Genomic DNA, 15,201 nt, shown 5'->3' with positions numbered 1-15,201 from the left:
GTAATCTTCCCTTTCGGAGGGCGCACTAACGAGTTAGCGCGCCCTCAACTTCCTCAATCAGTTTTGCCAGTGCGCCGCGGTTGGCCTCGACAACGGCCAGGGCGTTGCCTCCGCGGGTTTCTCTCATCTCGCTGTCGGCAAACAAGGCGATGAGTTCAGCGGCGATGCTTTCGGCACTGTCTAGCAGGCTCAGGCCGCCAGCGGTCTGCAATAATTCACTAATCTGTGCAAAGTTGAAGTCGCTGGGGCCGGCCAGTACCGGTAAGCCCCAGGCGGCAGCTTCCAAACTGTTGTGGCCGCCGCGCGGCACCAGGCTGCCACCGATAAAGGCTATATCTGCGGTGCCCAACAGCAGCAGTAGTTCACCCATGGTATCGCCCAGCAGAACCTGAGTGTCGGGGGATATGGCGCTCTCGGTACTGCGACGCTGGCAGCGCAGGCCCTTGGCGGCCACCAACTTGGCAACGGCGTCAAAGCGTTCGGGGTGCCTGGGCACCAATACCAACAGGGCATCGGGTTGTTGATTGAGTACGCGCTGGTGGGCGTCCAGTAATATGCTGTCTTCGCCGTCGTGGGTGCTGGCGGCGATCCACACGGGACGGCCCTGGCCAAATTGCTCACGCGTCTGCCGTGCGTGTTGGCGCAGGGTATCGGGAATGGCGACATCAAACTTTATGCTGCCGGAAACGCGCAGTTGATCAGCGTGGGCGCCAATGCTCAGAAAGCGTTCGGCGTCGTCCTGACCCTGGGCGACGATCCGGCTAAAGGCTTGTATCACTGGCCGGCTTAGTCCGGATAGGCGTTGGTAGCCTCTGGCTGAGCGCGCGGAAAGACGGGCGTTAGCGAGCACAACAGGAATGCCGCGCCGCGCTGTCATTTGCACCATATTTGGCCAGATCTCGGTTTCCATAATGACTGCCGCGCGCGGCTGGGTGCGGCGCAGGAAGCGGGCTACGGCACCAGGCAGGTCGTAGGGGGCGTAGACATGGTGCACCTGTTGACCAAACATGGCGCGAATCCGGCTGGAGCCGGTGGGTGTCATGCAGGTGACGACAATGGGCAGTTCTGGGTGTCGGTCCAGCATGTGTTGTATCAGCGGCGCGGCAGCGATGCTTTCGCCAACGGAAACCGCGTGTACCCACAACCCCCCTGTTTGCTCGGGCGCTGAGACAAAGCCAAAGCGTTCACCGATGCGGCGGCGGTAGTCGGGCGCGCGCAGTGCTCGGTAGCCTAGTCGCAACAGGACCAGTGGTAAAATCAGGTAGAAGAACAGGCTGTAGAGTAGGCGCGGCATGGCGTTAAGCTTAGTCAGTGATACGGCGGCTAGCATAGCGGTCGCTGGCGGCGCTGGCCAGCGCAGGCCGATGTTGATGGCTTTCACATCGCGTCTAGAGCTGTGTTATCATCCGCGATTCCGTTATCACGATATCAACTTGGAGAACCAAGATGAGCGACAACATCGTTCACGTCACCGACAGCAGCTTTGAAGAAGAAGTGCTGAAGTCCGATCTGCCAGTACTGGTAGACTTTTGGGCGGAGTGGTGTGGCCCCTGTAAAATGATCGCGCCGGTCCTTGATGAGATCTCTGGCGATTACGCTGGCAAGATCAAGATCTGCAAGATCGACGTTGACGCCAATTCAGAAACCCCTGCCAAATTCAGTGTTCGTGGCATTCCAACGCTGATGATCTTCAAAGGCGGTAATGCTGAAGCCACCAAAGTAGGCGCCTTGTCCAAGTCGCAGCTGTGCGACTTCGTTGACAGCGCACTGTAATAGCAAGAGGCCTCGCCTAACGCGGGGCCTTTTCTTTTCTGCTTTACGGACCTGCCATTCGGTGATAGAGTTCGATCAATCCCCAAAATATTCAAAAATAACACCTTAATTTTTTCATATCTGCTTAATACGTCGAGCACGCGCCGGCCGCGACTTTGCCGTTCCTGCGTATCGTCCAAGCCTTATCAAATCGAAGCCAACAACCCAAAACCTATGAACCTTACTGACCTAAAAACCAAGTCCGCCCAAGAACTGCTCGACATCGCCAAAGAGATCGGCCTCGACAATATTGCCCGCTCTCGCAAACAAGACATCATTTTCTCGATTCTGAAGCGTCACGCTAAAAGTGGTGAAGACATTCACGGCGATGGTGTACTGGAGATCTTGCAAGACGGCTTTGGTTTCCTGCGCAGCGCCGACTGTTCTTACCTCGCTGGCCCTGACGATATCTACGTATCACCCAGCCAGATTCGTCGCTTCAATCTGCGCACGGGCGACAGCATTGCCGGTAAGATTCGGCCGCCGAAAGAAGGTGAGCGCTATTTTGCTCTGTTGAAGGTTGATGAGGTTAACTTCACGCGTCCAGAGCAGTCCAAGAACAAAGTTCTGTTTGAAAACCTCACGCCTCTGTTTCCCAATGAGCGCCTAACCTTAGAGCTGGGTAACGGCTCTACTGAAGACTTAACCGGTCGTATTATCGACCTGGCTGCGCCCATTGGTAAGGGGCAGCGCGGTTTGATTGTTGCGCCGCCAAAGGCCGGTAAAACGCTGATGCTGCAGAACATCGCGCAGAGTATTATCCGCAACAACCCCGAGTGCTACGTCATTGTATTGCTGATCGACGAGCGTCCGGAAGAAGTAACCGAGATGCAGCGCTCGGTGGGTGCTCGCGGGGCTGAAGTAGTGGCGTCGACCTTCGACGAGCCGCCGGCGCGTCACGTGCAGGTGGCGGAAATGGTCATCGAAAAGGCCAAGCGCCTCGTAGAGCACAAAAAGGATGTTGTGGTTCTGCTGGACTCAATTACCCGCCTGGCTCGCGCCTACAACACGATCGTGCCGAGCTCGGGCAAAGTGTTGACCGGTGGTGTTGACGCTCATGCACTGGAGCGCCCGAAGCGTTTCTTTGGTGCGGCGCGTAATGTTGAGGAAGGCGGCAGCTTGTCCATTATCGCGACCGCACTGATCGACACCGGCTCGAAGATGGACGAGGTCATCTACGAGGAATTCAAAGGGACGGGCAACAACGAACTGCACCTGGATCGTAAAATTGCCGAGAAGCGCGTCTACCCCGCGATCAATATTCGCCGCTCCGGCACCCGTCGCGAAGAGCTGCTAACCAGCGAAGACGAGCTGCAGCGCATGTGGATTCTGCGCAAACTGTTGCACGGTATGGAAGACACGCCGGCGATCGAATTCCTGATCGACAAACTGAAAGACACCAAAACCAACGCTGAATTTTTCGATTCAATGAAGCGTAAATAAGGCCGCTGTCGGGGTTCGCCGCAGTGGCGAAACCCCGCCCCCGCCCGCCGGGCGCCGGATATCGGACACCGGATTATGAAGCACAAAGACCTCCGCGATTTTCTCAACTACCTTGAGCAACAAGGCGAGTTGAAGCGTATCAGCTATCCTGTAGACCCCAACCTGGAAATGACCGAAATCTGCGACCGCGTACTGCGAGCAGGCGGACCGGCATTGTTGTTTGAAAACCCCAAGGGTTACTCCGTGCCGGTGCTGGCAAATTTATTCGGCACTGAAAAGCGTGTGGCCATGGGCATGGGCCAAAAAGATATCGAGGCGCTGCAAGAGGTGGGAGAGCTGTTGGCATTTTTGCGCCAGCCTGATCCCCCGAAAGGTCTGCGCGATGCCTGGAGTAAGCTGCCGATCTTCAAGCAAGTGCTCAATATGGGCCCGAAGATGGTGTCCAAGGCGGTGTGCCAGCAAAAGGTGATTCAGGGCGACGCCGTCAACTTACACTTGCTGCCTATTCAAACCTGCTGGCCGGAAGACGCCGCGCCGCTGATTACCTGGCCGCTGGTCATTACCCGCGGTCCCAACAAAGAGCGGCAAAATCTGGGCATTTATCGCATGCAGGTGATCGGCAAAAACAAGCTGATTATGCGTTGGTTATCTCACCGCGGCGGCGCACTGGATTTTCAGGAGTTCAAACAGCAGCACCCGGGTGAGCGTTTTCCCGTTTCTGTTGCGCTGGGGGCCGACCCAGCGACGACCCTTGGCGCGGTGACGCCGGTGCCCGACACACTCAGTGAATACGCCTTTGCCGGTTTGCTGCGCGGTGAAAAAACCGAGTTGGTGAAGAGCCTCAGCAACGATCTGCAGGTGCCCGCGAATTGTGAGTTTATTCTCGAAGGTTACATCGACCCGGAAGAGATGGCCGACGAAGGCCCCTATGGCGATCACACCGGTTATTACAACGAAGTCGACCGCTTCCCTGTGTTCACCGTGACGCATATTAGCCACCGTGAAAACCCGATTTATCACAGCACCTACACCGGCCGTCCGCCTGATGAACCAGCGGTGCTGGGTGTCGCCTTGAACGAGGTGTTGGTGCCCTTGCTGCGCCGGCAGTTCCCGGAAATTGTCGATTTCTATCTGCCGCCGGAGGGCTGCTCCTATCGCATGGCGGTGGTCACGATTAAAAAGCAATATCCGGGACACGCCAAGCGCGTGATGTTTGGTGTTTGGTCGTTCCTGCGCCAGTTTATGTACACCAAGTTTGTCATCGTCTGCGACGACGATGTCAACGCCCGCGACTGGAACGATGTGATTTGGGCGATCACCACCCGCATGGATCCACAGCGCGATACGGTGATGGTTGAGCATACACCGATCGACTATCTGGACTTCGCCTCGCCGGTCTCTGGCCTCGGCTCGAAAATGGGCATGGACGCCACGAATAAATGGCAGGGCGAAACTGACAGGGAATGGGGTCGACCGATTATTAAAGACCCCGACGTGGTGAAGAAAGTCGACGATATTTGGTCGGAGCTGGGCCTGGAATGAGTAGCGTCGGGGCGCAACTGCCGCCTCTGTCGCTGTATATTCATATTCCCTGGTGTGTGCGGAAGTGCCCCTACTGCGACTTTAACTCCCACGCCCAGCGCGGCGACCTGCCGGAGGCGGCATACATTGCCGCCATGCTCGAAGACCTCGACCAAGACCTCGGCTACATTCAGGGCCGTGAGCTGGCCTCTATCTTTATCGGCGGCGGTACGCCCAGTCTGTTCTCGGCCAACGCGTATGCGCAACTCTTTGAGGGCCTGCGCCAGCGCCTGAGGTTCTCCCGCGATATTGAAATTACCCTTGAAGCGAACCCCGGCACGCTCGAGCAGGGTCGCTTTGCCGCCTACCGCGAGCTGGGTATCAACCGCTTGTCGATTGGGGTGCAAAGTTTTGATGCCCAGCAGCTGGAAAAGCTCGGCCGCATTCACAGCGCCGGCGACGCCTTGGCAGCCATTGCCAGCGCGCGCGACGCGGGTTACAACAACTTCAATATTGATCTGATGCACGGGCTAAGTGGCCAGACTGAAGCCGATGCACTCAATGATCTGCGCATCGCGATTGACAGCGGCGCGCCACATATCAGCTGGTATCAGCTCACCATCGAGGCGAATACAGAATTCTACAAGCGCCCGCCCGAGCTACCCCAAGAGAGCGCATTAATGACCATGCAGCGAGCGGGCTTTGCGCTGCTGTCAGACGCTGGCCTGACGCGCTATGAAGTCTCGGCCTTCGCCCGCGACGGTCGCCATGCTCGCCACAATCTAAACTATTGGCGCTTTGGCGACTATTTGGCGCTGGGCGCTGGTGCTCACGGCAAAGTGACTTTGGCTAGCGGCGTGCGACGCTACCAAAAAACCCGCAAGCCTGAGGACTATTTGAGCCGCTCTCCGTCGCGAACCAGTCAATCGCAAGGCGTTATCGATGCGGACTTGCCGTTTGAGTTTATGATGAATGCACTGCGCCTGCGCGGGGGTGTTGAGAGCGCGCTTTACTCACAGCGCACCGGCCTGCCTCTTGCGGCTATTGCGCCGACCCTCGAGCGCCTGCAGGCTCGCGGCCTGTTAATTGACGATCCTCAGCGTATCGCCTGTAGCGAGCGCGGCTTTGCCTTTATCGATAGCATCCTCAGTGAATTCCTTGAGGGCTAGTCGGTCATCAACACAGTCAATTTTCGTCGGAAATCGCCTTTCCCGGCACATAGCAATCCATGACGGCTTGGTGCGATGTCGCTGAGTGTTCGCTGGGGGCGAGTGCCGGTTTTTGCTGACAGCGGGCGACGGCTGATGCAATATTAGCGTCGAGTGTTTTGTTTATTGGGTGTCAACACTCCGCGACTACGCCCTTTCAGAAGGAGACTTATGGCGAATACCAACGGTTCATTTATCGTTAATTTCTTTAAACAAGAGTCCTCCGGCGGATTGCTACTCATGTTTTCTGCCTTGTTGGCGATCATCTTTGCCAACACTGCCCTCTCCCCCTATTACGAATTACTCCTTACCACACCCGTAGAAGTCCGCGTCGGCGCGCTGGAAATAGCCAAGCCGCTATTATTGTGGATTAACGACGGCCTAATGGCTGTGTTCTTTTTCCTGGTGGGTTTGGAGTTAAAGCGCGAACTTGTTGAGGGCGAGTTGTCTGACCCCCGCAATATTATATTGCCGGGTATCGGGGCCGTCGGTGGTATGGCGGTACCGGCGCTGTTTTATACCTATTTTAATGCTGGAAACCCTGTTGCCATGCAGGGCTGGGCGATCCCCGCCGCAACGGACATTGCTTTCGCGCTGGGCGTCTTAAGCCTGCTGGGCTCACGGGTGCCGGTGAGCTTAAAGATCTTTCTAACCTCGCTGGCAATTTTTGATGATATCGGTGCGATTGTTATCATCGCGGTGTTTTATACCGCTAATATTTCCATTGCGGCGCTGGTGATTGCCGCTAGCTGTATTCCCGCGTTAATTATTCTCAATCGCCGCGGCGTGAGTGCCAACAGCCCATACATATTACTTGGCACCATTATGTGGGTGGCTTTGTTGAAGTCGGGGGTGCACGCCACCTTGGCCGGAGTAGTGATGGCGATGTTCATTCCCCTGCGCAGTAACGACCCGGATAATCCATCACCATTAAAAAGTCTGGAGCACGACCTGCACTCGGTGGTGGCGTTTTTTGTGCTACCGGTGTTCGCCTTTGCCAATGCCGGTATCAATCTAAGCGGTGTGGGCGTTGAGCAATTGATGCACGGCGTGCCAATGGGTATTGCCGCAGGCTTATTCCTGGGTAAGCAGATAGGTATATTCGGGTTGTGCTACCTGGCCATAAAACTGCGTTTGGCCGAGATGCCCTCAGGTATGAATACCATGAGCTTGTACGGTACCGCAGCACTGTGTGGTATCGGCTTTACCATGAGTTTATTTATCGGGTCGCTCGCCTTCGAGGAGACCGGGGTAAACCAACTGTTTGACGAACGCTTGGGGATTATTGTCGGCTCGTTGATGTCCGGTGTGTTGGGTTATTTCCTACTGCGCCGTGCGCTACCTAAATAGTTTATTGTGAATAGTTATCGTGGCGGCGGGGCTCTCACCCCGCCCTATCGTTTAAGGAAAAAACCATGAATTACTGCCCGCAGTGCGCCAGTCCTATGGGCGATGTTTTGGTGGACAACGAAATTCGCAGTGGCTGCCCGGACAGGGGCTGCGGCTACGTCCATTTCAACAACCCGGTGCCCGTTGTGGCGATGATTGTCGAAGTGGACGGCGGCGTGGTCCTGGCACACAATGTGGCATGGCCCAAAGCTTTCTACTCAATTATTACGGGCTTTCTTGAGGCGGGCGAAGACCCTCTGGAGTGCGCTCGCCGCGAAACCATGGAAGAGCTTAATCTGCACGCCCTGGAAACTGATTTAGTGGGGGTTTACCCCTTTGCTCAGCAAAACCAAGTGATCATCGCCTACCATGTGAAAGCGGCCGGAGAGATTCGCCTGAATCACGAGTTGGACGACTATAAAATCATTCCTGTTGAGCAGCTTAAAGGGTGGGATATGGGGACTGGCCTGGCGATCAATGACTGGCTGGCGCAGCAGCGTCGCGACGCCTGATTATTCCTCTTCGCTGGCAGTGCCGCGATCTTTCTCCGCTTCATTTTTTGCCAGCAGGCGAGCGGCTTCGAGCTCTTCTGTAAGCGCGCCGAGTTCGGCTTTCACCGCTTCCCGGGCCTCGCCTTCCAGGGGCTCTTCTTCGTTTTTCAACTGGGTTTTCAGTGCGTTAATTTTATTTTCCAGTGCGGTAACGGCACTGCTCAATTCGGCTTTATTAAATAAAACCTCTTCGGCGTGACCATCGTTGTGAGTCTCACGGTAATAGCGGCGTTTAACCGGAATAATAGGCTCGTCGGCATTGAGTACGCGCTGGTTCATAAAGTTTGGTGAGACGATTTCGATACCGGCATCATGAAGTGCATCGAGCATGCGTCCGCGTAATTTGGAGCGCGTGCTAACCAGCAGAGAGGCTTCTTTCAGCCATCCACTGGCGCGGTAGAGCACCGAGAAATCGCCCAGTTCGCGAATTTGCACAAAGCCGTTTTCCAGCTCGGCTTTATTGAGGGCACTTAACAGTGCGGCCTCAATATCGCGGCGGTCAACGTCGTAACCCAGCGATACGTCCGCCGACACCACGGTGCCAGAGGAGCGCACCACATTGTAGGGCTCCTGCACCAGCAACAGGTTGGGTACGGTGACCAATTCGCTGGTTTCGTTTTGGATTTCCACATGCAATAAGCCGAGTTGGCTCACCCGCCCCAATTCATTGCGAAACTCTATGTAGTCGCCCGCTTTGAAGCTGTTGACGGTGCGCAGCATAAAACCCGCCATCAGGTTGCCCATAACCGAGGTTGACGACAGCGCGATTGCCGCAGAGGCGAGCAGACCGACCAGCGAAAACAGCTGTCCGCGTAATTCGCTGTCCATGGGTAAGGTGGCTATCAGCGCAACCAGGCCGAGCAGCCGAAACACCAGGCGCATGCCCTGCTCGCGGTAGCGGATGTCGGCGCCGTGCTCTTTCTGAACGCTGAAGAGCTTGCGGGTAATCAGCCAGCCAATGACGATCAGCAGCAGGGCAACAAGCGCTGGCACCCAGAGCCCAAGCCAGGTAGGTAAAATGCCCTGTGCTGCGTCTATCGCCTGTTCCATACGTTTTTGCCTTACCTTCGCCGAGTTTCTGAGCTTTGATGGTGCTCAGTGTAGTCTGCTCGCTGTGTCGCGGATAGTCCTGTGCAGGCATAGGGTGAGTGCCCGGCCCTGTGTTAAACTGGCTGGCTCAAATGGAGAGTCGATTTAACAAAGAGGTCAGCATGCCTGCATACCGTTCCAAAACCTCCACCGCCGGCCGCAATATGGCAGGTGCCCGAGCGCTGTGGCGCGCCACGGGTATGAAAGATGATGACTTTAATAAACCCATCATCGCTGTTGCCAACTCCTTTACCCAGTTTGTGCCGGGCCATGTCCATCTCAAGGACATGGGGCAATTGGTTGCCCGCGAAATTGAGAAAGCGGGTGGTGTGGCAAAAGAGTTCAATACCATTGCTGTAGATGACGGTATTGCGATGGGCCACGACGGCATGCTGTATAGCCTGCCGAGCCGGGACATCATCGCCGACTCCGTTGAGTACATGGTCAACGCCCACTGCGCCGATGCCATTGTCTGTATTTCCAACTGCGACAAGATTACTCCGGGAATGTTGATGGCAGCGATGCGTCTGAATATTCCGGTTATCTTTGTCTCTGGCGGCCCGATGGAGGCCGGAAAAACCAAGCTGTCGGAAAACAAACTGGATCTGGTTGATGCCATGGTGATTGCCGTGGATGAAAATGCGGACGATGAGACCGTGGCGGAATATGAGCGCTCAGCTTGCCCAACCTGTGGCAGCTGCTCCGGGATGTTTACCGCGAACTCGATGAACTGCCTGACCGAAGCGCTGGGTCTGTCGCTGCCGGGTAACGGCTCGTTGCTGGCCACTCACGCCGACCGCGAGAAACTGTTTCTGGAAGCCGGCCGCCGAATTGTTGAGCTTGCCAAGCGCTACTACGAAGAAGACGACGACAGCGTGCTGCCGCGCAATATCGCCAGTCGTGAGGCGTTCAATAATGCGATGGCACTCGATATTGCCATGGGCGGCTCAACGAACACGATTCTCCACCTGCTTGCCGCCGCTCAGGAAGCGGAGCTGGACTTTGGCATGAAGGACATCGACGAATTATCTCGCCGCGTGCCTCAGCTCTGTAAGGTTGCACCGAATACACCGCTCTACCATATGGAAGACGTGCACCGCGCTGGCGGTGTTATGGGTATTCTCGGTGAGTTGGCGCGCGCTGACCTGCTCAACACCGGCCTGCCTACCGTGCATGCCAGCAGTGTGGCCTCGGCCCTGCAAACCTGGGACATCATGGTGACCGACAACGACGCGGTGAAAACCTTTTACAAGGCTGGCCCCGCAGGGATTCCGACGCAAACCGCCTTTAGCCAGGACACGCGCTGGTCGTCACTGGATGCCGACCGCGAAAATGGTTGCATTCGCTCGCTGGAGCACGCTTTCTCGGAAGAAGGTGGTTTGGCGGTGCTGCATGGCAACATCGCGGAGGACGGCTGTGTTGTAAAAACCTCGGGCGTGGATGAAAGCATCCTGGTCTTTGAAGGCCCGGCGCATATCTGCGAGAGCCAAGAAGATGCGGTTGATGACATCCTCAATGACCGTGTAAAAGCCGGCGACGTGGTGATTGTGCGCTATGAAGGCCCCAAAGGTGGCCCGGGTATGCAAGAGATGTTGTATCCCACCAGCTACATCAAGTCGAAAGGCTTGGGCAAGGCCTGTGCGCTGCTGACCGATGGCCGCTTCTCGGGCGGTACATCTGGCTTGTCGATCGGCCACGCCTCACCAGAGGCCGCAGCGGGCGGCGCCATTGGTTTGGTAGAGCAGGGCGATATCATTCGCATTGATATTCCCGCGCGCACCATTAATGTGCTGCTCGATGATGCTGAATTGGCTAAGCGCCGCAAGGCGATGGATGCCAAAGGCAGCGAGGCCTGGAAGCCACTAAAAGAGCGTCCGCGCAAGGTTTCTGCAGCGCTCAAAGCCTATGCCAAAATGGCAACCAGTGCAGATAAAGGCGCTGTAAGGGACATCAGTCAGCTGTAATGCACGCTGCGCCGCTGGAGCACACAGCGCTTCGGCGGCGCGCTAGCCTGTATGGCCAGCGGTGACACCAAGGAATGAGTGTATGGCGCAAGATTGGCGCCGGCTGGGATATATCGCCGGTATTGTAATTCCTCTTTGGCTGCTAGTTGGGGTGATGCTCGCCGCATCGTTCTACCCTGGCTATAGCCATCGCCACCAAGCGCTGAGTGAATTGGGCGCGACTGGGGCGCCGACCGATGTGCTGTCACCACTGATCAATAATTTCCCGTTGGGCGGGCTGTTTCTACTGTTCGCCTATGCGGTTTTCAAAACCTTCCCTCACTCCCGGTTGGCAAAGTTTAGCGCCGTGCTCATAGGTGTACATGGCGTGGCCAGTATCGGAGCTGGCCTGTTTTCCTGCGACATGGGTTGTAATCCGCCGTCTCCTTCTGTTGATCAGCAGCTGCACAATCTTTTTGGGGCGGTGATGTTTTTGAGTTTACTGATAGCGAGCGCACTGTGGGGTAGCCTCAGCTGGCGCGTGCTGCAGTGTCGCTGGCTGGCTGTGCTGTCAGCCGCTTGCTGCGCATTGGCAATTCTGAACTTGTGGCCCATGGCTGCAGCCATCGAGTCAGGGGAAAACTTTGGCGTATACCAGCGCCTTAACTACGGCGTGTCGGTACTTTGGTTGAGCGCGCTGGCGGGTCAGCTTTATTGGCTGCAGGGCCGTCGATAAGGTCGGCAATGAACAGTTAAAGGGATCATAGATTATGGAAGAATCCTCGTCGCTAGAGCAGAAGTCAGCGGCCAATCAAGGTGCAGAATTCCCCGGTTACTTTGCGGTATCAACGACAAAGTTCATTGTCATGTCGGTATGCACGCTGGGGCTGTATGAGGTGTTTTGGTTTTATAAAAACTGGCAGCGCGTGAAAGAAAAAACCGGCGCACAGATGATGCCATTTTGGCGAGCCGTGTTCGCGCCGCTGTGGGCCTATGTATTGTTTGATCATTTGCGCGACCAGCTTAAAGAATGGTACATAGCAAGCACGCTTGTCGCCGGCGCGTGGGCGCTCCTCTATCTTGCCTTTCAGGTGCTGTCGCAATTTGAAGCGCCAGTGGGCCTGTTGGCGATACTGTCTTTTAGTGCCCTGCTGCCGGCAAATGCCGCGATGAGCTGTATCAACGCTGTTCAGCAACCCCCTGTAGAGCTGAATGATAAAATACAGGGTTGGAATTGGCTGGCAGTGGCGCTAGGCGGCGTGTTCTATTTGATGTTGGCGCTGGCGTTGCTCGGGCCGGGTGACATGGCGCCGGCCCAGCGAATTTAACAGGGCAGAGTGCTGAGTTAGGGAGAATAATTATATGCAAAGACATAAGGGCAGTGTTGCGCTGGTTACTGGCGCGGCGTCGGGTATCGGGCGCGCTACGGCGATTCGGCTGGCGCAAGAGGGCGCAAGCGTTATGCTCTGCGATGTGAATATGAGCGGTCTAGAGGAAACGCTCAGCCTCATGCCGCCCTCTGCCCGAGTACAGTGCCAAGAGCTGGACGTGACTAACATCGACAGCTGCCAGCAAGCAGTTGCCCAATGCATGATCGATTTCGGACGGCTGGATGTGCTGTGTAATATTGCCGGCATATCGCTGTGTCGCAACCTTGCTGACATTACCGCAGAGGAATGGCAGCGGATCGTTGCGATCAATCTAAACGGGGTGTTTTACATGTGCCAGGCAGCAATGCCCCACTTGGTGGAGACCCGGGGGAACATCGTTAATATGGCGTCGACGGCGGGCCTGGAGGGCTTGGCCTACAACGCGGGCTATTGCGCAACCAAGGGCGCGGTAGTGATGTTAAGCAAGTCGCTGGCAATGGAGTTCTCGGGCAAGGGCGTACGCGTGAATGCCGTCTGTCCCGGCGCGGTGGAAACGCCGCTGAGTGCTAAATTTGAAATGCCGGAAGGGGCCGACCCCGCGCTTTTGGGGCGTATGTTCCCCCTGTTGGAAATGAGTCAGCCCGAGGAAATTGCCGCCGCCGTGGCCTATCTGGCATCGCAGGAGGCGCGCTTTGTTACCGGTGTCGCGTTTGCCATTGATGGCGGCCAGACAGCTGGCTAATGTACAGATATTGAAAATAGTGCAATACTGAAAGTCGCTAAGCATCGCATCAATAACTATAAAAGCGAGATCGACTATGCACAAAGCCTTGTCTGGCGCACTCACGGCGAGTGCGCTAATGGCTACTCCCCTGCCCGGCGCTGCCGAATCTGAGCCCGCCAAGCAACTCAAGCTGGAAGAAGTGATCGTGACCGCGCAGAAGCGCGCGGAGTCTTTGTCGGATGTACCGGTTTCAGTAACCGCACTGGACGGTGACAAGCTTAAAAAAGCCGGCATTGAAAACCTGAGCGACCTTTCCGATTACACGCCGAATTTTAAACTGGTGGAAGGCGGCTTAATTCCCAATGTGTATATGCGCGGCGTGGGCTCCGGTTCAAACCAGGGCTTTGAGCTGTCGGTGGGCATATTCTCGGATGGCGTTCACTTGGGGCGCCCCCACCAAACTCGTGGCGCCTTCATGGATTTAGAGCGAGTGGAGGTGCTGCGCGGCCCGCAGTCTATCCTGTTCGGTAAAAATGCGATTGCCGGTGCACTGAGTTTGATTGCCGCCAAGCCTGGCGACGAGCTGGAGGCGAACTTTAGCGCGCTGCGTGGCGGCCCGGATGGCCAGCGGGAAATCTCTGCAATGTTGTCGATGCCGCTCAGCGATACCTTTGGCATTCGTGCGGCGGTGAGAACGCGAGACGAAGATGGTTATATGACCAATGAAAACCCCGCTGTCGATCGCGATGAACCGGGCGTCGAGGAATTCTCAGGCCGTATCACCTTTGGTTGGCTGCCCAGCGATGACGTCACGACCAGCCTGAAGCTTGAAAAAACCAATCGCAAGCAGGATGGTCGTCAGTTTGAAATTACGCACGAGAGCGCACTGACAGGTTGTAGCGGTGAAAATGTCACCTTGGACGGCATTAAAAAGGTTCATCGTAAATCAGGGTGGAACGCCGCCCTGATCTTCATGAAGAAATAGTCGTTATCCCGATACCCGTATGCCATTCGCTTGATCACCTTTATCTTGTTGTTCATTCCCTCCAGCTTGCTGGTACTGAGTGGGTGGATGGCTGAGGCAAGAATACCGGGAAGGTAAGGCTTTAGCTTTCTCGCAAAGTCTTGCAAGGGCTTGATAGCGCTATCTTGTACCTGCTTCCACCAGAGCTTCCATTGCCGCAGAGCCACTAATTGAGACCGGCAGTACCAGACCTCTTTGAGCTGCTCCTTGAGGAGGTATACGGTCATGAGGGATTGGTTGGCGGCCAATAGCTCCTCGAGATAACTCTGCTGGTCACCCGTCATGTTCTCTCGATTTTTCAGTAATACCCAGCGGCTGCGCTTGATCCATTTTCGGGCTGTCATGTTCCCCTTGAGTTGATTGGCCTGATCTACCCTGACTCGATCAATCACCTCTCGGCCATATTTGGCGATGACATGAAACAGGTCATAAACAACCCTGGCTTGGGGGCAATGCTGCTGAACCTCGAGGTCGAAGGCGGTATTCATATCCATGGCGACTGCCTGGATATGCTGGCAATGACGGCCCATTTGTTTAAAGAATGGGCGAATGGACTCTCGGCTACGGCCTTCACCGACCCAGAGTACTTCCTGTGTATCCGCATCTGCGACCACAGTGGCGTAGCGGTGCCCCTTAAAGAGGGCAAACTCATCCATCATCAAGCGCGTTACAGATGACCAGTCGGGATCACCGAGCTCTCGCTCTAATCGCTGCTTGTCGATGGCTTTAACAGTGTGCCAATTCAGCGCCAGCAACGAGGCAACATGCTTGATAGGCAAAAGACGGCACAGCCCCTCTACATGGCTCTGTAGTCGGCGTGTCAGACGCTTACAAGGAGAAAGCCAGGCAATCCGCTGAACACGAACACCGCAGGTATCACAGCGAACGCGCCCGATCTCAATGTGCAGCATGACTTGATAACCAAAGAAGTCCCGGTCGCGAACACGCCGGTGGCGGTGGTCATGAACCTGTCGGCAGGCTCTGCCACAGTTTGAGCAACGAGGATGAACCCCGCGATCGCGGGACAGGTGAAGGTGTAGCCAGCCCCCCTCTATCTTGTGTGTGTCGGCTTGAAAACCTTCAAATAAATGCTGAGATAGCGCAGAATCAGTAAACACAGGCGGGAA

Annotated in this window: 14 protein-coding genes; 11 read left to right on the top strand and 3 right to left on the bottom strand. The window is 55.9% G+C overall.

The annotated features are described in order from the left end of the window. Nucleotides 1-25 precede the first annotated feature (25 nt). On the bottom strand, nt 26-1,381 hold the full coding sequence (gene waaA, locus AC2Q8J_RS10095) for a lipid IV(A) 3-deoxy-D-manno-octulosonic acid transferase (protein ID WP_486451197.1): 1,356 nt from the start codon (nt 1,379-1,381) through the stop codon (nt 26-28). Between the two features lie 65 nt (nt 1,382-1,446). On the opposite strand from waaA, the gene trxA reads away from it, so the two are divergent. The 6 genes from trxA (at nt 1,447) to AC2Q8J_RS10065 (ending at nt 7,885) form a co-directional block, all read left to right on the top strand. Then, the gene (gene trxA, locus AC2Q8J_RS10090; RefSeq protein WP_027873332.1) at nt 1,447-1,773 is read left to right on the top strand and encodes a thioredoxin TrxA; all 327 of its coding nucleotides are present in this window, start codon (nt 1,447-1,449) and stop codon (nt 1,771-1,773) included. A 213-nt stretch (nt 1,774-1,986) separates the two neighbouring features. Continuing rightward, a complete protein-coding gene (gene rho / locus AC2Q8J_RS10085; RefSeq protein ID WP_027873331.1) occupies nt 1,987-3,255 on the top strand; it encodes a transcription termination factor Rho in 1,269 nt (422 codons plus the stop codon). A gap of 75 nt (nt 3,256-3,330) precedes the next feature. Continuing rightward, on the top strand, nt 3,331-4,797 hold the full coding sequence (gene ubiD, locus AC2Q8J_RS10080; RefSeq protein WP_486451196.1) for a 4-hydroxy-3-polyprenylbenzoate decarboxylase: 1,467 nt from the start codon (nt 3,331-3,333) through the stop codon (nt 4,795-4,797). Next, nucleotides 4,794-5,945, top strand: coding sequence for a radical SAM family heme chaperone HemW (gene hemW / locus AC2Q8J_RS10075; protein WP_486451195.1), 1,152 nt, complete (start codon nt 4,794-4,796; stop codon nt 5,943-5,945). Before ubiD ends, hemW begins: the two co-directional genes overlap by 4 nt. A gap of 210 nt (nt 5,946-6,155) precedes the next feature. Continuing rightward, nucleotides 6,156-7,334: a Na+/H+ antiporter NhaA gene (nhaA, locus tag AC2Q8J_RS10070; protein WP_286837481.1), complete on the top strand. Its 1,179-nt coding sequence runs from the start codon at nt 6,156-6,158 to the stop codon at nt 7,332-7,334. Nucleotides 7,335-7,399: 65 nt separating this feature from the next. Beyond that, nucleotides 7,400-7,885 (top strand): NUDIX domain-containing protein, encoded by a 486-nt coding sequence (locus AC2Q8J_RS10065; protein WP_204994850.1) that lies wholly within the window; start codon nt 7,400-7,402, stop codon nt 7,883-7,885. Here the strand turns inward: AC2Q8J_RS10065 and AC2Q8J_RS10060 are convergent, their stop codons facing one another. Then, entirely contained in the window at nt 7,886-8,974 is a 1,089-nt protein-coding gene (locus AC2Q8J_RS10060; protein ID WP_204994849.1) for a mechanosensitive ion channel family protein, read from the bottom strand. A gap of 161 nt (nt 8,975-9,135) precedes the next feature. Here AC2Q8J_RS10060 and ilvD point away from each other — a divergent pair, with 161 nt between their 5' ends. The 5 genes from ilvD (at nt 9,136) to AC2Q8J_RS10035 (ending at nt 14,035) form a co-directional block, all read left to right on the top strand. Continuing rightward, nucleotides 9,136-10,977: a dihydroxy-acid dehydratase gene (gene ilvD, locus AC2Q8J_RS10055; RefSeq protein ID WP_204994848.1), complete on the top strand. Its 1,842-nt coding sequence runs from the start codon at nt 9,136-9,138 to the stop codon at nt 10,975-10,977. Between the two features lie 82 nt (nt 10,978-11,059). After that, nucleotides 11,060-11,692 carry a DUF998 domain-containing protein gene (locus AC2Q8J_RS10050; protein ID WP_486451194.1) on the top strand — a complete coding sequence of 211 codons (633 nt, stop codon included), beginning with the start codon at nt 11,060-11,062 and terminating at the stop codon, nt 11,690-11,692. A gap of 34 nt (nt 11,693-11,726) precedes the next feature. Continuing rightward, entirely contained in the window at nt 11,727-12,284 is a 558-nt protein-coding gene (locus AC2Q8J_RS10045; protein ID WP_486451193.1) for a hypothetical protein, read from the top strand. A gap of 34 nt (nt 12,285-12,318) precedes the next feature. Continuing rightward, nucleotides 12,319-13,068 (top strand): SDR family NAD(P)-dependent oxidoreductase, encoded by a 750-nt coding sequence (locus AC2Q8J_RS10040; RefSeq protein ID WP_027873323.1) that lies wholly within the window; start codon nt 12,319-12,321, stop codon nt 13,066-13,068. 76 nt (nt 13,069-13,144) lie between these two features. Then, nucleotides 13,145-14,035: a TonB-dependent receptor gene (locus AC2Q8J_RS10035; RefSeq protein ID WP_486451192.1), complete on the top strand. Its 891-nt coding sequence runs from the start codon at nt 13,145-13,147 to the stop codon at nt 14,033-14,035. On the opposite strand, the gene AC2Q8J_RS10030 is transcribed toward AC2Q8J_RS10035, so the two are convergent. Continuing rightward, the gene (locus AC2Q8J_RS10030; RefSeq protein WP_486451191.1) at nt 13,987-15,192 is read right to left on the bottom strand and encodes an ISL3 family transposase; all 1,206 of its coding nucleotides are present in this window, start codon (nt 15,190-15,192) and stop codon (nt 13,987-13,989) included. The genes AC2Q8J_RS10035 and AC2Q8J_RS10030 overlap by 49 nt on opposite strands. Between the last annotated feature and the right edge of the window lie 9 nt (nt 15,193-15,201).

The organism is Spongiibacter sp. C9W (assembly GCF_057370015.1).
The sequence above is the reverse complement of the archived record's forward strand: the minus strand, read 5'-3'. Positions and strand labels throughout refer to the sequence as shown.